The organism is Vibrio sp. TBV020, from assembly GCF_046056895.1.
Lineage (GTDB): Bacteria > Pseudomonadota > Gammaproteobacteria > Enterobacterales > Vibrionaceae > Vibrio.
Genome location: NZ_JBEEAQ010000001.1, coordinates 602344 through 621752, shown reverse-complemented (window position 1 = coordinate 621752; position 19409 = coordinate 602344). Strand labels below are relative to the sequence as shown.

Annotated in this window: 13 protein-coding genes; 10 read left to right on the top strand and 3 right to left on the bottom strand. The window is 43.3% G+C overall.

The annotated features are described in order from the left end of the window. Positions 1–8: 8 nt before the first annotated feature. From rbsB to AAFX28_RS02575, 5 genes are all read left to right on the top strand, one after another. Positions 9–887 (top strand): ribose ABC transporter substrate-binding protein RbsB, encoded by an 879-nt coding sequence (rbsB, locus tag AAFX28_RS02595; RefSeq protein ID WP_408685354.1) that lies wholly within the window; start codon positions 9–11, stop codon positions 885–887. 148 nt (positions 888–1035) lie between these two features. Then, positions 1036–1956 carry a ribokinase gene (gene rbsK, locus AAFX28_RS02590; protein ID WP_408685352.1) on the top strand — a complete coding sequence of 307 codons (921 nt, stop codon included), beginning with the start codon at positions 1036–1038 and terminating at the stop codon, positions 1954–1956. Between the two features lie 25 nt (positions 1957–1981). Beyond that, on the top strand, positions 1982–2986 hold the full coding sequence (locus AAFX28_RS02585; RefSeq protein ID WP_408685350.1) for a substrate-binding domain-containing protein: 1005 nt from the start codon (positions 1982–1984) through the stop codon (positions 2984–2986). A 92-nt stretch (positions 2987–3078) separates the two neighbouring features. Then, positions 3079–5028: a diguanylate cyclase domain-containing protein gene (locus tag AAFX28_RS02580; RefSeq protein WP_408685348.1), complete on the top strand. Its 1950-nt coding sequence runs from the start codon at positions 3079–3081 to the stop codon at positions 5026–5028. 58 nt (positions 5029–5086) lie between these two features. Continuing rightward, the gene (locus AAFX28_RS02575; protein ID WP_408685346.1) at positions 5087–6631 is read left to right on the top strand and encodes a DUF3369 domain-containing protein; all 1545 of its coding nucleotides are present in this window, start codon (positions 5087–5089) and stop codon (positions 6629–6631) included. On the opposite strand, the gene AAFX28_RS02570 is transcribed toward AAFX28_RS02575, so the two are convergent. Beyond that, positions 6613–8562, bottom strand: coding sequence for an ATP-binding protein (locus AAFX28_RS02570; protein WP_408685344.1), 1950 nt, complete (start codon positions 8560–8562; stop codon positions 6613–6615). The genes AAFX28_RS02575 and AAFX28_RS02570 overlap by 19 nt on opposite strands. Positions 8563–8679: 117 nt before the next feature. On the opposite strand from AAFX28_RS02570, the gene AAFX28_RS02565 reads away from it, so the two are divergent. Together AAFX28_RS02565 and AAFX28_RS02560 are read left to right on the top strand one after the other, a co-directional pair. Next, a complete protein-coding gene (locus AAFX28_RS02565) occupies positions 8680–9648 on the top strand; it encodes an ABC transporter substrate-binding protein (protein ID WP_408685342.1) in 969 nt (322 codons plus the stop codon). Between the two features lie 120 nt (positions 9649–9768). Beyond that, positions 9769–10743 carry a chemotaxis protein gene (locus AAFX28_RS02560; RefSeq protein ID WP_408685340.1) on the top strand — a complete coding sequence of 325 codons (975 nt, stop codon included), beginning with the start codon at positions 9769–9771 and terminating at the stop codon, positions 10741–10743. Between the two features lie 76 nt (positions 10744–10819). Here AAFX28_RS02560 and AAFX28_RS02555 read toward each other — a convergent pair whose 3' ends face one another. Further along, positions 10820–12781 (bottom strand): DEAD/DEAH box helicase, encoded by a 1962-nt coding sequence (locus tag AAFX28_RS02555; RefSeq protein WP_408685339.1) that lies wholly within the window; start codon positions 12779–12781, stop codon positions 10820–10822. 444 nt (positions 12782–13225) lie between these two features. On the opposite strand from AAFX28_RS02555, the gene rnb reads away from it, so the two are divergent. The 3 genes from rnb to AAFX28_RS02540 all read left to right on the top strand — a co-directional run bounded on the left by rnb (position 13226) and on the right by AAFX28_RS02540 (position 18918). Next, entirely contained in the window at positions 13226–15229 is a 2004-nt protein-coding gene (gene rnb / locus AAFX28_RS02550) for an exoribonuclease II (RefSeq protein WP_408685337.1), read from the top strand. A 304-nt stretch (positions 15230–15533) separates the two neighbouring features. Next, complete coding sequence (locus AAFX28_RS02545; RefSeq protein ID WP_408685335.1) at positions 15534–16595, top strand: cytochrome-c peroxidase; 1062 nt, start codon at positions 15534–15536, stop codon at positions 16593–16595. After that, entirely contained in the window at positions 16582–18918 is a 2337-nt protein-coding gene (locus tag AAFX28_RS02540) for an ATP-binding protein (RefSeq protein ID WP_408685333.1), read from the top strand. Before AAFX28_RS02545 ends, AAFX28_RS02540 begins: the two co-directional genes overlap by 14 nt. A gap of 10 nt (positions 18919–18928) precedes the next feature. Here the strand turns inward: AAFX28_RS02540 and AAFX28_RS02535 are convergent, their stop codons facing one another. Next, the gene (locus tag AAFX28_RS02535) at positions 18929–19282 is read right to left on the bottom strand and encodes a DUF3024 domain-containing protein (RefSeq protein WP_408686803.1); all 354 of its coding nucleotides are present in this window, start codon (positions 19280–19282) and stop codon (positions 18929–18931) included. Between the last annotated feature and the right edge of the window lie 127 nt (positions 19283–19409).

Genomic DNA, 19409 nt, shown 5'->3' with positions numbered 1-19409 from the left:
CTAACACCATGAAAAAACTCGCAACTCTTATTTCAGCTGCACTTCTTTCGTCTACCGTTTCTGTTTCAGCACAGGCACAAGACACGATGGCGATTGTACTGTCGACACTGAACAACCCATTTTTTGTGACAATGAAAGATGGTGCGGAAGCAAAAGCGAAAGAACTTGGATATGACCTGATCGTTCTAGATTCTCAGAACGATCCAAGTAAAGAACTATCGAATATTGAAGACCTTACTATTCGTGGCGTAAAAGCAATTTTGATTAACCCAACAGATTCTGATGCGGTTTCGAATGCAATTCGTATGGCTAACCGTTCGAATATCCCTGTACTGACGCTAGACCGTGGTGCAAGTCGTGGTGAAGTAGTGAGTCACATCGCTTCTGACAACGTAGTTGGCGGCGAAATGGCGGGTAACTACATTGTTGAAAAAGTAGGTATGAAGGCGAAGGTTATTCAGCTTGAAGGTATTGCGGGTACATCTGCGGCTCGTGAACGTGGTGAAGGCTTCATGAACGCTGTTAAAGGCAGTGAGATGGATGTATTGGCTAGCCAACCTGCTGACTTCGACCGTACGAAAGGTTTAAACGTAATGGAAAACCTACTAGCGGCGAACCCTGACGTACAAGCGGTATTTGCGCAAAATGACGAAATGGCATTAGGTGCACTGCGTGCTGTTCAAGCGTCGGGTAAAGACGTGATGATCGTTGGCTTCGATGGCACAGATGACGGCATTGCAGCAGTAAACCGTGGCAAGCTATCAGCAACGATTGCACAACAGCCAGACCTAATCGGTGCACTAGGTATCGAAACAGCTGACCAAGTACTTAAAGGCACTACTGTTGAGCAGTACATCCCTGTACCGCTGAAAGTGATTACTAAATAACAATTCTGCCTTCTCTCCCATTTTTATCTGTCGTATGGGAGGGAGGGCAAATAAGCTTGCGCTCTTACTAATAAACTCTCAGAGAGTGCAAACTTATTATTCCTGTTCAAATTGTATAAAAGGTTCATAAAGAACCGAGGATAAGCGTATGAATAAGTTAGTGGTTTTAGGTAGTGTCAACGCTGACCATGTTCTTCAAGTGCCTTCTTTTCCTCGCCCTGGCGAGACGTTGCATGGTCAAAACTATCAAGTTATTCCTGGCGGTAAAGGGGCGAACCAAGCGGTTGCAGCGGCTCGCTTGAAAGCAGATACCGGTTTTATTGCATGTGTCGGTGATGATGCTTTTGGTATTAATATTCGTGAAAACTTCAAGATGGATAACATCAATATCACGGGTGTAAAAATGCAGCCAAACTGCCCGACTGGTATCGCGATGATTCAAGTATCTGAGAGTGGCGAAAACAGTATTTGCATCTCCGCTGAAGCGAATGCCAAACTCACTGCTGAATCTATTGAGTCGGACCTTGAGAATATTCGTCAAGCCAAGTATTTATTAATGCAATTAGAGACACCAATGTGTGGCATTGAGAAAGCAGCCCAAGTGGCAAAAGATGCTAAGACGAATGTGATATTAAACCCAGCGCCAGCCCGCGAATTGCCGGACTCTTTGCTTGCGTGTGTGGATGTGATTACCCCCAATGAAACTGAAGCTGAAGTATTAACCGGTGTAACCGTTACCGATAATGACAGTGCTCAAGAGGCGGCGAATGCTTTACACCGCAAAGGTATCGAGATTGTGATGATTACTTTGGGTGCAAAAGGGGTATGGCTTAGCCAAAATGGTCGCGGAGAGTTGATTCCTGGTTTTAAAGTTGACGCTACAGACACCACGGCAGCAGGCGATACATTTAATGGGGCATTGGTCACTGGTCTATTAGAAGATTTGCCTTTAGAATCAGCGATTAAGTTTGCACATGCGGCTGCAGCAATCTCTGTGACTCGATTCGGAGCTCAAACCTCCATTCCGACACGTGATGAAGTGGATGCATTTTTAGCACAAAGAAATTAACGCCCCACATCACGGAGAGAATGACATGGCAACAATGAAGGATATTGCGAAACGAGCCGGAGTATCAACTTCAACGGTTAGCCATGTCATTAACAAATCTCGCTACGTCAGTGAAGAAATCTCAGAGCGAGTTAATAAGGCAGCTCAAGAGCTAAACTATCGCCCTTCAGCACTTGCACGTAGCCTTAAAGTCAATCGAACTAAGACGATTGGTATGCTTGTTACGACCTCAACCAACCCATTCTTTGGTGAGGTGGTTAAAGGGGTTGAGCGTAGCTGTTATCACCAAGGTTATAACCTTATTCTATGTAATACTGAAGGTGATAATGAGCGCATGCGAGGGTCGATTGATACGCTACTTCAAAAGCGTGTCGATGGCCTGATTCTTATGTGTTCATCACTTGAAGGTGAGCGCATTGACGTCTTTGCCCAATACCCTGACATTCCCGTGGTTGTTATGGACTGGGGACCCATGCTATTTACTAGCGACAAGATTCAAGACAACTCTCTGCGTGGAGGCTACCTTGCCGCTAAGCACCTTATTAGCTGCGGGCACAAAGATATCGGTTGTATCACTGGTCCACTTGTAAAGCACCAAGCTCAGATGCGCTATGAAGGTTATAAGCGAGCGCTAAATGAAGCAGAGCTCTCTTTCAACCCGAATTGGATTGTAGAGTCTGACTTCGAATGTGAAGGGGGCTATGAGGCATTCAATCGTATCTATGCGAAAGGGAAGCTTCCAAGCGCTATCTTTGTCTGTAATGATATGATGGCAATGGGAGTAATCAATGCCGCACATGAGAAAGGCATCAAGATCCCTCAGGAGCTATCTATTATTGGCTATGATGATATTCATATTGCCAAGTTTATGACCCCTTCTTTAACCACTGTTCATCAGCCTAAATATCGCCTTGGTAAAGCAGCGGTAGAAGCACTTCTAAATAAAGTTGAAGGTCGTTCTACGGATGCACAAGTGGTGCAACTTGAGCCAACATTAGTTGAGCGTTCAACGGTTTTGACACTGAAATAATCTGAATCTTTTAATCTATCCGTACATTGTATTGATAAGGTGCTGGCTCTGAATTAAAATTGCACGGTTTCCATCTTTGGGTACTCGTGAAGTTGAGCCTATCAAGAATCATCAAACCGATAATAATCAGCCTGTTACCGCTACTCTTTGTAGCGGTATTTTTATTTCGTCCTTTTGAACCAGTATTGGTTGAAGGCAATTCACCAGACACTGAACAGGTATTTAACCCTGATGCTGAAGTTGGCAAAACTTCGTACAGGCAAGAGCTGTTAGTACTTCGCACACTGTCAAGAAGTGAGCCTCACGAATCCCGTCAACGTATTGCGCAACTTCAAGAGCAGATGCAAAGAGATGAGCTCCCAATCGAAACTGCATATCGCTATATGGTGATGGTGAACATTGCTCTTCATTCAGAAAACAATCAAAAAGTCGGAGAGTACACGCAGCAGCTTCTTAAATTAGCTCATCAGAATGATTTGGTCTGGTTAGAAGCCAGTGCTCTGGTCGAGCAAGCCATCGAGTTTGCGAAAAAGGGGGAAACAAACCGAGGTATTACGGCTGTGGAAACAGCGATCGCCCTAGCTGAAAGGATTGGTTATGAAGATCTTTTGGTGAAAGCCTATAACACCGCAGGCGCGTTGTACAACATTCGCAATGACTTCATCAGTGCCCAGCGCTATTTCCATCAAGGGATCTTACTTGGTCAAAAATACCCTCAGCACATATATAACAGCAAGCTTTTATCCAATATGGGGCTAGTGTATATCCACTTAGAAGAGTGGCAAAGTGCACTCGAATTTTTCAGCCTTTCGCTAAACGCTTATCAGTCGAGTGAGTTAGTCGAGAATGGGGTGCCGCTCATTTTGCACGCTAATCGCACCTATATCTATTATCGACTCGGGCAAGCAGAACTTGCTAGGCTTGAATATCAGCAGCTTGAACAGTATCTCGATGAGGTTTCGACCTCACGACAACAAGTGGTTGCTTTGAAGGCTTTGGCGGATGTTCAAATGGTTGAAGAAAACTTTCCCGCTGCATTGGCGACGGTCCAAAAATGCCTTACTCATCCAGAGTCTTCTCGCTACCCGCTACAGCTTGGACAGTGCTACCTGACCAAAGCTCAAACATTATTTGAAATGGATCGCTACGAGGAAGTCCTGACCAGTGCCAGCGCCGCTTTAAACTACTTTGAACAGATTGGTAGTCGTTCTTGGTTGATTCGCACATATCGATTTTTGGCGCAGGCTTATGAATCATATGGACTGCCTGATCAAGCGCTGCAAATGTTTCAGCTCTATTATCAGAAAGACAAGCAGCTTTTGTTCGACAGGCGACAAAGCGAGCTGCTATTGGTTGAGCAACAGTTTTCAAATCAACAATTGATGCAAGAGCGTGACCTTCTGAATACGCAAAACCAACTTGCTCAACTGACGCTAGAAAAGCAAAAGCTGCGTAATAGAACGCTCATTGTGATGGGGGTACTGTGCGCGTTAGTCTTGATTGTGTTAGTTCGCCGAGTGACTCGAGATAACCGGGAACTGGAAACGATTTCAAACACTGACCCTCTAACCAGACTAAAGAATCGTCGCTGCTATGAAAAGTGGCTTAAAGAAGCGGATGAGGAAGACCCACAGTCAGGCTTTGTATTTGCACTTATGGATTTGGATAAGTTTAAGCAAGTTAACGACCAGCATGGGCATGATGTTGGTGATGAGGTCTTAGTTGAGGTGGCAAGCCGCATCCAGCATAACTTGCCTGACGGCAGTGTTGCTATTCGTTGGGGCGGTGAAGAATTTGCTTGTCTTATCCCTTATCAACCAGATTGTGAACAGATACTGGAGCATATACGTCAAGCTGTCGCTGATACTCCGATTTCAACATTAGCAGGAGATGTAAAAAGTTCTGTTACGATAGGCGCCGTTGGGCCAGTAATGCGCCGGGATCTAGAGATGGATAGTAATCACTTTAGTGCTGCGGACAATGCGTTGTATAGCGGCAAAGAGGGTGGTCGCAACCAAGTTGTGTTTTCGCCGTCACTCTAAATGTTCATTTCTGTGCTAAAACTAAAGGATGAGTCATCGTATATGGTTGGGCGACTATATGGAATTGTTCGCGGATCATCGACAACAAGATGATCTTACTACCGCTCTAAATGAACCGAGAAAGCCAGTGGCTCCTTGGGTTGTGCTACTTGTAGATGATGATGAACAGGTACATCAAATTACTCGTCTAGCACTATCTGGCTTTCTGTTTGATGGCCGGCCGTTACAACTTATCTCTGCCTATTCCGCCCAAGAAGCCAAACAGGTTTACCATCAGCATTCGGATATCGCATTGGCACTCGTCGATGTGGTTATGGAAAGCGAACATGCAGGTTTGGAGCTGGTGCAGTACCTGAGAGATGATGCTCAAGATCATTTAATTCGAGTCGTTCTGCGTACCGGGCAGGCTGGTCAAGCGCCGGAAGATGTCGTCATTCGAGAGTATGAAATTGATGATTATAAAGAGAAGACAGAACTCACGACTCAGAAATTAAAAACACTACTTTATTCGATGCTGAGAGCTTACCGAGATTTGTGTTTGATCGCCGCACAAAAAACTGGGTTGAAAAAGGTCATTGAATCTTCTGCTAAAGTGCAAAATACCACAACGCTTCAAGCCTATGCGTCATCGGTGCTTGAACAATTGACCTCATTACTCAAATTAGAAAAATCAGCCTTCTATGGTGTTGTCAGACCTCGGCCTGAAGGTGAAGCTTCGCGTGCGCTTACTCTTGCTGCAACAGGGGAATATGTCGATTGCTATAGCGAGTGTGCGTTTGAAAAATTACCCGATGATGTGGCGATGCGATGTAAAAAAGTGCTCGAAGATCGCTACTCGCAGCATTTTGGGGATGCCTTCGTTTTATATGCCAGTGATGAGCAAGGCGTTGATAGTTTGTTGTACGTGAATTTTCATCAAGTGTTATCCGAATTAGATATTCAGTTGCTTGAAATCTATATGCAAAATATCGGGCTAACGTTTGAGAATCTGAATCTACTGCTTGATATCAGAGAAACATCGAAAGAGTTGGTTTATAGCCTAGCCAATGCTGTCGAAGCACGTAGTCGAGAAACTGGTGCGCACGTACAGCGCGTATCCATGTTCTGCGAGAAACTTGCGTTATTGTATGGATTGAGTCCAGAAGAAGCGGTGATGCTCAAGCACGCAGCGCCTTTACATGACGTAGGTAAGGTCGCGGTTCCTGATTCAATTCTGCATAAGCCTGGTAAGCTTGACGCAAGTGAATGGGAAATTATGAAGAAACATGTCGATTACGGGGTCGAAATACTTGATCGCTCCAAACGCTGTTTAATTGTTAAGGCGAAAGAGATCGCAGCATATCACCACGAAAAGTGGGATGGGACTGGTTACCCGAACGGCTTAAGGGGAGAGCAAATTCCAACGAGTGGAAGAATTGCAGCGTTAGCTGATGTGTTTGACGCACTTGGTTCGAAGCGAAGCTATAAGGAACCTTGGAGTGATGATCAAATTAAACAGGAACTCATCAAGCAAAAAGGGTTCCATTTCGAACCCAAGCTGGTGGAACTTCTAATCCAACACTGGGATGAATTCATCGAGATACGTCAATCACTACCCGATTGATCTGGTAGCGCCTGTGGTAACTCACGAGGTAAGAACAATTGAAAGTGGACCCCTTTTCCTAGCTCTGAATCAAATGCTAGTTCACCTTTAAGTTTTTGTTTAACAAGGTTAAATACGAGGTTCAATCCAAGGCCAGAGCCACCTTTTCCTCGCTTCGTCGTATAGAAAGGCTCAAAAATCTTTTGATGAGAGGCCTCCTCGATACCTGTGCCATTATCTTGATATTCCACCACTATGCTTTGTTCTTCCGCACGAAATTGGATAGTGATTTCTGCTTGCTGCGATTCTTCAAATGCGTGATTAACACTGTTCATAATCAAATTTGAAATCACTTGAGTCAGGACACCTGGCAAACTATTCATCATTATGGTTCGATCACCCTCTAAGACAGGCGTAACGGGAATTTTTCTAGTCTCTGGATGTAAGCTCGCAATCAGAGCCTCTAGCACTTGATAAATACTGAATTGACTTCGGCTTTCAGACACTTGATCAACCGCAGTCTGCTTAAAGTCGCGTATTAACTTGGCAGCGCGATTAAGGTTATGTTCAAGCATTGAAGAGCTCTCTGTCATTCGTTGCATGAGGGATTGAAATTGTTCAGTAGTCAATGATTGGTTATTAAAGGCTTGATTCGCTTCATTCGTTACATCTTGTATAACTGAAGTGGCTGTCACCGCGATGCCTAGAGGCGTATTGACCTCATGGGCGACTCCAGCCACGAGCCCACCCAATGCTGCAAGCTTTTCAGACTCAACAAGATGTTCTTGAGTTTGTCGAAGCTGAAGCATGCTTTGTTCTAAATCTTGAGTACGTTTAGCGACTGTTTTCTCGAGGTTTTGATTTAGTTTTTCGATCTCTACTTGAGTGAGCTTAAGCTCAGTAATGTTAATAGCAGTGCCACGAAATCCGATGAACTCCCCTTCTTCAAAGCGAGCTTTAGCTTTAAACAATAGGTAAACGAGCTTCTGATTAAGCGTGATACTCTCTTCGCACATCGAAATGTTGTAATGGTTATTAAGTCGATTTCGCAGCGTATAGCATGAAGACAGAGTGGGGATTTCGTCTAATCTAGGTTTACTTTCGGGAGGGATCATTAAGGCATTTCGCATGCTATCAGAGCAATATACGAGCTGACCTTGGGCATTGGTTTCCCATAACCAGTCCGACGAAATATGCGCAAACTCACTCAGCCGCTCTTGTTCCTGTTTTATATTCCCATACAGCTTAGTAACGTTATCAGTAATCTTATTGGTTTCGTTGGCTAGCCAATCTAGCTCATCTTCTTTTTCCGTAATCCATTTTAAGTGCTCAAGTTTTAGGGGCTTGGCTGGGTGGCGCGGATTGTATTTACGAAGGTATTGAGCGACAGAAAAGATACGCCGATTGATGCTTTTGTGAAATACCATCAGCACGAGAAAGCATACCAAGAATGTCTTCACTGCATTTAAGCCTAATGTCGATATCGCTTGCCATATTAGATAGCTATAGATTTCTTGCGCGTCAGATTGAATGTAGATCTGTCCGATCTCTTCAAAGCGAGTGGTATTTGGATATTGGTAGATAAGAGGGTATTGCTTGGTGATTGGGTCTGTAAGTACTTCCTTACCTGCTTGGAACGAGTATTCACCACTTGTGATTTTTAAGTAATCAATTCTCGGCAGGTTTACCAGTCCATCAATTTCTTGCTGGAGCACTATCAAGTCAAAATCCCAAAGGGAAGTAGCGATTAATGGTGAGTGAATATCGCGTATTTCAATTTGGCGTTGTTTCACCGTATTGAACTCTTTTTTATAGTCCCATGAAAGTTGTAATAACGTGGTGAAAAGCGTGATGACACTACTGAGTAGAACCATAATTAAAATGATTCGTTGGCCGATTCGGCTATAGAAGGGATTATTCTGGCTTTCTTCTATTTGTTTAGTTCGACTCATACCATTCATTCAATAGTTTATTTTTGAGTATAGTAGGTCACTCAATAATCGGGGGTATCTATCAGCAGATAACATAGAGCGCAACTACACTTAACAGAGAGTGAGTAGGAGGTAGTTATGCGCTTACTGATTATTTTGTTAATGGCTGTCGTGACAAACGCGTATGCGACAAAAGTACTACTGATAGAAAGTTACCATTCTGAATACCCATGGGATTCGAGCTACGTGCGTGGACTAGAGGAGGGCCTCCTTCCCTCTGTGACATTAGACTCTTTCCAAATGGATACTAAGCGTTTACCTAAATCTGAGTATGACCGTAAAGCGAATGAGGCGTTAGAAAGGTATCGACAGCTGAAACCAGATATTGTCATCTTAGGTGACGACAATGCATTAACTTATATGCTGCCAAAGCTTTATGATGAAGACATATCAATCGTCTTTTTGGGTATTAATTCAAATCCAAGGCAGGTTCTTCGTCAGTATCAAGGGAAAGCCAAAATAACCGGAGTTTTAGAACGACCATTATTTGTTAAGTCACTAGGTGAATTAAGAAGTATGTTTTCTGGTGAGTCATTTAAGGTTCGAGTGATGTTTGACTCTGGTGCCACTTCTCGGATCGCGAAAGAGTATATAGAGAAGCAATATGGCTTAATAAGAGATAATTTGGGCATTGACGTTGAGATCTTAGCGATTAGCACAAATCAGCAATGGCAGAACAGTGTGCTAAACGCAAGGGATGAAGGGCTAAGTGTAATTATTGTTGGGTTGTATCACACACTCGTTGATGAATCTGGCGAAAATGTCCCTGCTAATCAAGTGATCACCTGGACAAGTGAGCATACGCCTTTGCCTATCTTTGCTTTCTGGGATTTCGCTGTGGGTACAGGTAAAGCGGCAGGTGGTATCGTACTCTATGGTTACAGCCAAGGTGAAATGGCAGCAGGGTTAGTCAACAGAATTGCAAATGGAGAGTCGGCCAGTAGTTTGCCGATTCAGATCGAGAACAAGGGTAGTGCTATATATTCACAAACGATGATGGAACAGTGGGGTTTGACGGCTCCGAATCATTGGAAGCGTATTGATTAGGTCAATGGGGTGTTGAGTAACTCACAATATTTGCTAATGATTTCAAATGAAATTTACAAATAACTCAATAGTCGATAAAAAAGTCAATAGCCCTTAAAAATTGAGCGTAGGCCTAAAAATATGAGTGTATCAAGCAGTACGATACTGACGGAAAGCGGTACGAATGAGCTAGAGATCATTGAGTTTCACCTAGTCAAAGAAATGCCGGATGGTAGCAAAAAGACCTGTTACTACGGGATCAATGTTGCGAAAGTTCGAGAAGTGATTCAAGTTCCTGAAACAACGGATTACCCCAATGCTCAGCCGCATATGATTGGTGTGTTTTCGTCTCGTGACGTATTGACTCCGTTAGTCGATCTCGCGGGGTGGTTAGGCGTTCCGACCAGTAGTGAACTTGATCGTAAGTTTGTTATTGTCACTGACTTTAATAATATGACCAATGGCTTTTTGATTGATTCCATTAGTCGTATACACAGAATTTCTTGGAATGATGTTGAGTCGCCTAGCCAGTTTTTAGAGGCGGGTGAGCAAGATTGTGTCGTGGCCGTGGTGCGCAAAGATGGCAATCTAATCATGATCTTAGACTTTGAGAAAATTATCGCTGATATCAACCCAGAACTGAGTATGGAGAAGTATGACGTTAAGCTCGACCGAAGCGTGGATTTAAATCAGCGTATGGTTGCCAAGCGCAATGCTAAAACAGTAATGGTCGTGGATGACTCTGCGTTTATTCGTTCTATGATTCAAGACACACTAAGTTCTGCGGGCTATAACATTATTGCTTGTAAAGATGGCGGGGAAGCGCATGAGAAACTGATGAATCTGATTGAAGTGGCTAAGGAAGAGAACCTTCCAGTTAGTGAACTGATAGATGGGGTAGTGACTGATGTTGAAATGCCTCGTATGGATGGTATGCACTTAGTGAAGCGCTTACGTGACAGTGAAGCTTATGCTGATATGCCGATTGTGATGTTTTCTTCTTTGATGAGTGAAGACAACAGGGCTAAAGCGCTGGCCTTAGGAGCAAATGACACGATCACCAAGCCAGAAATTGGCCGCATGGTGTCGATGATGGATAAATATATCTTTAGCTGAACCGCTAGGTTTCATTCTCTCTAGAAACGAAAAAAGGATACGCAATGCGTATCCTTTTTACTTTTAAGCTAGGTGATTAACCTTCGCTGCGGTTACCACGACCATGGCCACGTTCGCCACGGTAGTTACCACGGTGATCGCCACCACGGTTACGGTCGAAGCGACGCTCGCCATCACGACGGCCACCTTCACGGTTTCCATCACGACCGCCTTCACGGTTACCACGGTATCCACCGTCACGGTTGCCATCACGGTTACCACGGTAGCCGCCACGGTTACCATCGCGACCGCCTTCACGGTTGCCACGGTAACCACCACCGTTACCGTCACGACGACCACGGCCGCCATCACGACCACCACCACGGCGTGGTTCACGGAAATCAGTGAAGTCACACACTACCGCATCAACTTGTTTCTGACGGATACGTAGTTTCTGTAGTTTGCCTGCAGTTTCAGAAGACATCGCTTTTGGAAGCTGAACGTAAGTTTCGCCTTGTGCTAGTTTGATTGCACCGATAGAACCTTTTGTTAGGCCTAGTTCGTTTGCAAGTGCACCAACGATATCTTTAACTTGAACGCCTTGCTCACGACCCACTTGAAGTTGGTAAGTATCCCAGTCTTGAGTGTTGAATTCGCGGCGAGCACCACCGTCACGGCCGTTCTCACGACGCTCTTTACGACGTTGCTTATCACGCTCAATTGCTTCAATCATTGGGTCTTCGCCAATGTAGAATAGTGGGCGCTTACCTTGCTGACGCTTAAGCAGGATTGCTGCTAGTGTCGCTGCGTCTAGCTCTAGAGACTCTTGTAGTTTTTCAACTAGCTCAGAGAATTTCTCTAGTGCTTTGTGTTCTTTATCTGCTTCAAGCTCTGCACCAAGTTGTGCAACGCGAGCCTCTGCAACTTTGTCACGGTGTGGAAGTTGGATCTCTTCCATTGATGACTTAGTTACACGCTCAATAGTGCGAAGCATACGTAGTTGGTTAGTGCGAACTAGAAGGATCGCTTTACCTTTACGTCCAGCACGGCCAGTACGACCGATACGGTGGATGTAAGACTCAACATCGAATGGGATGTCGTAGTTGAATACGTGTGTGATACGTGGAACGTCAAGACCACGAGCTACAACGTCAGTTGCAACTAGAATGTCGATAACACCTTGTTTGATGTGATCAACAGTACGCTCACGTAGAGACTGAGGAATGTCACCGTGTAGTGCAGATGCTTTGAAGCCACGTGCACATAGCCAATCAGCTAGACGTTCAGTGTCTTGACGTGTACGTACGAATACGATTGACGCGTCAGTCTCTTCAGTTTCTAGAAGACGAGACATTGCTTCGTCTTTTTCAACACCTTTAACAACCCAGAATTGCTGCTCTACTTTGTCTACAGTGTGGTTTTTACCTGCAACGTCGATCGTTTCTGGATCGCGTAGGAAGCGCTCAACAATGTTTTTAAGCATTGGAGGCATAGTTGCAGAGAATAGTACACGTTGTGCAGATGAAGGAGCGTGCTCCATGATTTCTGTTACGTCATCAACGAAACCCATGTTCAACATTTCGTCAGCTTCATCAAGAACGAATGTATGAACTTCGTCTAGGTGCAGACGGTCACGGTTGATTAGGTCTTGAACACGACCAGGAGTACCTACAACAATGTGAGCACCGTTTTTAAGTGCACGCATTTGGTCAACGATTGATGCGCCGCCGTAGATTTCTAGAACTTTAAGACCAGAGATGTTTTTACCTAGGTTCTTAACTTCTGCTGCAACCTGAATCGCTAGTTCGCGAGTTGGTGCAAGAACGATTGCTTGAGGCTTACGTTGTGCAAGGTCTAGCTTGTTAAGAAGAGGTAGAGAGAAAGCTGCAGTTTTACCAGTACCAGTCTGTGCTTTACCTAGTGCGTCTTTACCATCCAATAGGTGCGGGATAGCAGCAGCCTGAATTGGAGTTGGTGAAACAAAACCCATACCGTCAAGAGCTGAAAGGATAGAGTCGTTAAGCGCTAGATCGCTGAACTGAATTACAGAATCTGTCATTGGGATCCTACTATATATAAGTCAATAAAAGGTCCCACGAGCTCTACCAATTCCAATACAAATCCAGATGAGAGCTGATTCCATTCAGATGCGGAAAAGTCGTAAATCGCATCAAGCCACTAGGGACGTAAAACACATCGATACGGAAACACTGAGTTATCGGTACCGATATAAGGGGGCGGATTATTCCTGAAAAGCATAAAAAAAGCTAGAAAAAATTGAATTTCATCACAATTTTTTCCTGAATTGAGATTGTTTGTTCACATATTCATCATATCGACACATTGGTTGAACGAATTGACTGCGATGCAATGGTTCAATTAAGTGATTGAATTCCCTTTTGAGCGCTAGATTGACATGCTGATAAGGTAGCTAGGCTATAGGCTGAATGATATAGTGTGCACAATTTTTCAGTGTGATACTTATTCGGTAAAAACAAGATAGATGTTTCAAGATAATCCTCTACTGGCTCAACTTAAGCAGCAAATTCAAGAAAACCTTCCTAAAAAAGAAGGCACAATCAAAGCGACTGAAAAAGGCTTTGGTTTTTTAGAAGTCGATAATAAGACAAGCTACTTTATTCCGCCTCCATACATGAAGAAATGTATGCACGGCGACAAAGTCAAAGCGATCATTCGTACAGAGAAAGAGCGCGAGCAAGCTGAGCCTGAAGAGTTATTGGAACAGGGTCTTAACCGCTTTATCGGCCGAGTTAAACTGTTTAAAGGCAAATTGAACGTAACGCCAGATCATCCTCAACTTAAGAAACTGTCTTTAAAAGCAAAAACTCGCAAAGGCATCAAAAGTGATGATCTAAAAGAAGGCGACTGGGTTGTTGCGCATCTTATCCAACACCCGTTAAAAGGTGATAATGGTTTTTTTGTAGAGATCTCTGAAAAAATCACTGATGCAGATGACAAGATTGCACCTTGGTGGGTTACGCTGGCTCAGAATGATTTACCAAATAGCGAACCTGCCGGTATCGATCACTGGGAAATCAATGACGATGCGGATCTAGAGCGTGTAGACATGACTCACGTTCCATTCGTAACCATTGATGGTGCATCAACAAAAGACATGGACGATGCTCTATACGCTAAAAAGACTGAGTCTGGTGACTTTGAGTTAACTATCGCTATTGCTGATCCTACAGCTTACATTTCTCCGGAAAGTGAGATGGACAAAGTGGCTCGTGAGCGAGGCTTTACTATCTATTTGCCAGGTCGCAATATCCCAATGTTGCCACGTGATCTTGCTGATGAGCTTTGCTCTTTGATGCAAGATGAAGTTCGCCCAGCGCTTTGCTGTACAGTGACGGTAGGTAAAGACGGTGTAATTGCTGATGACATCAAGTTCTTTGCTGCGAACATTAAGTCTCACGCTCGCTTGGTTTACGACCATGTATCAGATTGGCTTGAAAACGGTGAATCACCGGAATGGCAACCAAATGAAGAGGTTGCACAAATCGTACGTGATTTGTATGAGTTCTCATTAGCACGTGCTGACTGGCGTGAAACTAATGCCGTTGTCTTCCCAGACCGCCCCGACTACCGTTTTGAGTTAAGCGAAGACAACGACGTTGTTGCAATTCACTCAGATATGCGCCGCAGTGCAAACCGCCTAGTTGAAGAAGCGATGATTACCGCTAACATTTGTGCGGGTCGTACTCTGCAATCAACTTTCAATTCAGGTGTCTTTAACACTCATTTAGGCTTCAAGTCAGAGAAAATTGCTGATGTTCTTGGTTTTGTTAATCCAGAAGGCGATTTACCGTTTACCGCTGAATCTATCGCGACTCTAGAAGGCTTTGCTGAGCTTCGTCGTTGGTTAGGTAAACAGGAATCGAGCTACCTTGATAATCGCATTCGTAAGTTCCAAGCGTACAGCGAGATTGGTAATCAACCGCTACCACACTACGCGATGGGTTTAGACATTTATGCGACATGGACTTCTCCGATTCGTAAATACGGTGACATGATTAACCACCGTATGTTGAAAGCGCACATCTTAGGTAAAGAGCCTGTGCAAACTGCTGATGAGACTGTGGGTGAAGAATTGGCACTTCATCGTAAACACCACAAAATTGCAGAGCGTAACGTCGGTGATTGGTTATACGCACGAACGCTTGCGGATGAGCCTGCGAAAGAGACTAAATTCAACGGTGAAATCTTCGACATTAACCGTGCAGGTATGCGTATTCGCTTAGTAGAAAACGGCGCTGCGGCGTTTATTCCAGGTTCACTGATTCTGGCGAATAAAGAACGCTTAGAGTGCAGTGCTGATAACGGCACTGTTTCTATCGACAAAGAAGTGACTTACCGTTTAGGTGATGTACTAGAAGTCGTGCTAACAGAAGTGAACCAAGAAAACCGTAACTTGGTAGCGAAACCAACTCAGATTTTTGAAGATGTGAAAACGGTAGAAGACGTAGAAAAAGCGGCAGAGTAATTTCGACGATCTTTACAATCATGACTATAAAGGGGCGCTCAAAGAGTGCCCCTTTGTTTTTGGTCTATGAATCTTTCTCTTGATATTCACTTCCTACTCATACTGACATTTAAGCAATGTAAGCTTCTCCAATATTTGTTAATAGAAGTCCATAAGCCGGAGACTTTCGACAACCAGATTAACTAATCAATTCACTAAAATTAGATAGTTAATGTTCTTAGTGAATATTACAAATATGAAACTATATTTATATTTGGTAAGGTTTAAAAAGTAAGCTAAGGCTGCCACATAATGGACTATGAATATGGCAAGAAACCAAAAACTGTTTGCAGCAATATTGTTGATACTCTTGGTTGGAGGCGCTCCTCTGATCTGGTTATTTACTCACGACGATACAGAGCATCACTCTCATAGTGACGAGCATGAGCATCATAGTTCTTCACTTCATGTCACTCACAATGTCTCAGGTAAGGTCGACTTGGTCGCTCCACTGCCGACGACCGAGAATATTAATAAACCACAGGCTAAAATTGGTTGGTTACTGTTTAAGGACCCTCAACTTTCATCAAACGGCCAAATTAGCTGTGAATCATGTCATGACTTATCTAGTAATGGTGCCGAACCAACAGCAGTGTCAACGGGTGTAGAGGGGGCAGGATTAAGAAACTCCATTACTGTTTTTAATACAGCTCTTAATTACCGTTTTTTCTGGGATGGACGAGCGAACAGTTTGAAGGATCAGATTGATGGTCCGATACATAGCAACATAGAAATGAATTCAAACTGGCAGTTTGTGACCGAGTATGTTGCCAACTCTCCGCGATACTCGAAGCTGTTTTCTGAGCAACAAATTGAAGTGAATGAAACGACCATCAAAGCGATGTTAGTTGAGTTTATGAATGCTCTTATTACACCTAATGCACCCTTTGATCAGTTCCTCAATGGCGATAAAAGTGCGCTTACCGCGAATCAATTTCAAGGATGGGAGCTGTTTCAGAAACATGGTTGTATACGTTGTCACCGTGGCACGAATATCGGAGGGGGTATGGTCATGAAGTTTGGTTTATATGGCTTGCAATATAATGGGCAAGAACGTTCAAACGATACGGGGCGCCATATGCATACAAGTAAATCGGAAGATATGTACATCTTTCGGGTAGCGAGTTTAAGAAATGTGGCTAACACTCCCCCTTACTTTCATGATGGAAAAACAGAAAAATTGGAAGATGCGATTCAGATAATGGCCAAGAGCCAGTTAGGACTTTCTCTAGAAACAAGTGAAGTTGACGCAATCAGTGCTTTTTTAAGCTCTCTTTCAGGTGAGAGACCATCTATTCTGGAGGAGTTTGAAAATGAACCTTACTAAAATTCTATTTTCAATTGCTTCAATTCTATCTTTATCAATCTGTACAGTTGTTTATTTTCTTTACATAGAGCATAAACAAATCACGTCTTATTACGCTGCTATTAGTGCTTTAGGCCATGAAGTTATTGAAGTACGAGATGTCGTGACCAATCACGCTCTATCTCCACAGTTAGATCCATACTATCTCAATTCAGTGATTGTCGATCTTGAAAAAGAGAGTGAAGCATTGCGCTCTAGTTACCAACAAGGTTGGAAATTGAGTTTATATAATGATCGCACAATCAAGGTATTAGACAATTTCCACCATTCTTTACTGGCGTTGACGGAAACTTTAGACAAAGTAGTTGGTTTGATCATCGTTAAAGATGCGCTGTTGGCGACAGTGGTTGACTACATGAACGTCCCAATTGAAGACAGCCTTCTAGAGCGAGAAGTCACCGCAAAACAAATACATGAACAAGCTAGTTTAGGGAATATGCCCAAGCAACTTGAATCGACGATTTTGACTTTTAAGCAAGTTGACTCGCAAAGGCGCGAGCTTTTTACTGCTTTACTTTCTCCCGTAAACTCAGAGTTTGTAGAACTCTCAGAAAAGTCTCTTAGACAACAAGCGATTACTGTTCAGAATAGAATGTTTCAGTTACTAACTGTTTTAGGTGTCGTGGTGTTCTCCTTTGTTATTTATACCTATCTTCATCGTTTACAAGAGCTAAAACGCAATAACCTTGCTTATCAAGAAGCAATAGATAGGACTGAAAAGGCGAACCATGCGAAATCAATATTCTTGGCTACAATGAGTCACGAACTAAGGACTCCTATGAGCGGAGTTCTTGGTGTCGCTCAAATGATACGGGCAGATAGTACGGAACCAAGGGTGAAAGAGCATGCTGAGGTGATTATAGATTCAGGTAATCACTTGGTCACTTTACTCAACGATATACTCGACTTTTCTAAGGTAGAAGAAGGAAAACTAGAACTAGAGAAAAGGCCATTTTCACTAAGAGAGTTGGTACAACCTTTAGGAAGCACACTACAGCCTTTAGCGCAGGAAAAGAATATTGAACTCTCTATACCAAGTTATAAAACTGATAGTTTAATGTTGGTTGGTGATGTGGCTCGGACTCGACAGCTTCTGTTTAACCTAATTGGTAACGCGATTAAATTCACTCAACAAGGAAAGGTAGAAATCAGAATTCAAATCGATGAATCTGAATCTCAAGGAGTACATTTCTTGGTTAAAGATACTGGGATTGGTATTGCCGAAGACAAGTTAGATTGCATATTCGTTCCCTTTGAACAGGCTGAGCTATCCACTACGCGAAAATTTGGTGGCACGGGTCTTGGCTTATCGATAGTGAAAAAGCTTGTCGACTTAATGAACGGTGATATCTCAGTGACCAGTCAAATCGGAAAAGGCTCTCAGTTTGATATTTACTTGCCGTTAGACATTGAACATATTGAAGTTGATGCTAGCGAAAGCGCGTTACACTCACTTGAAGGTATGAAAATATCGCAATCAATACGCATCCTCTTAGTTGAAGACAATCGAGTTAATGCTATTGTTGCGAAGCGTTTTCTTAAGGATTATGCCGATGATATTACCTGGGCTGAAGATGGCTTACAAGCGATTGAAATTCTTAAGAAAGAACGATTTGATTTGATTGTGATTGACAATCATATGCCAAAGTTGAGTGGTGTTGAAACTATTACGTGCATACGAAATGACCTAAAGCTTAATACTGTTATTTTCGCTTATACCGCTGATGTGTTTAAAGAAGCCCATGACTCACTTATTGGCTCCGGAGCAAACTTCGTGCTGACGAAACCTCTGCAAAAAGACAGCCTTGATCTCGCTCTTAATCAGTTCTCTGCAAAGATCATTACATGCTCACAAACTAGCGGAGATACCAGCACGGTTATTCCGTTGGTTCGCCATCCAATTAGCCAACTTGCTTTAACTGAAGAAGAACTGTCCGCCAGTTCTGCGTTTAATGATTCTACATTGAGCCACCTCGAAAAAGTTGAGCTACTTAAGGGGCTAGAAGAAAAACTTAATGGTCTGACGGACCAGTTAATTGAAGCCTACTCAACCGTAGATTTTGAATTAATGACCAATGTACTGATGAAAATTGAGAACTTAGGGAAAGAGCTGAAGTTCGATAGCGTGCTTACTTTAGCGGAAGGTGCTCGTATGAATAGCGAGGGCCAACAATTACCGAGTGTTGAACATTTACAGCAATTGGTGAATAGAATGTTGGTCAATTATCACCAAGCTCAACGGCTTATCGCAGGGTTATACAATGAAGCTAGTAGACGTGCGTAAGAAGGTTTAATCAGTCACTCCAAAACATCGATTTTGGGTCTTTATCGACTTCGCGCATTATCGCGGTTAGATCACTGCTTTGTGCTAAGAATGGATACGGTAGCCAGTTATCTAGTTCGGAATGATGGGGTAAGAACAGCTGCCACAAGTTCAGTTCACTATTCCATGCGACTTTTGCTACTGGATTCATGTAGTCGCAGTGGGTTGAGTCCAACAAGAAGTGCTGCTTGATAAATACTACGCCGTTGTTCATTGACTCATAGCTTGCTTTACCAAGTTCGGCAGGCGTACTTTGATTACGTTGTTTACAGATCAGTTGCGCACGGCTTTCAACTTGTCGTTGCAATAAACTCACTAACCCCATATCCATCTCACATTGGTCGCCAGAAGACTTTGTTATAAGCATAGTATGAATAAGTAATTCGATTGTCTGTATGGGTTTTCACAAAAATGTCATCTAATCGAAATACCATAATGCACGTTATTTGTTG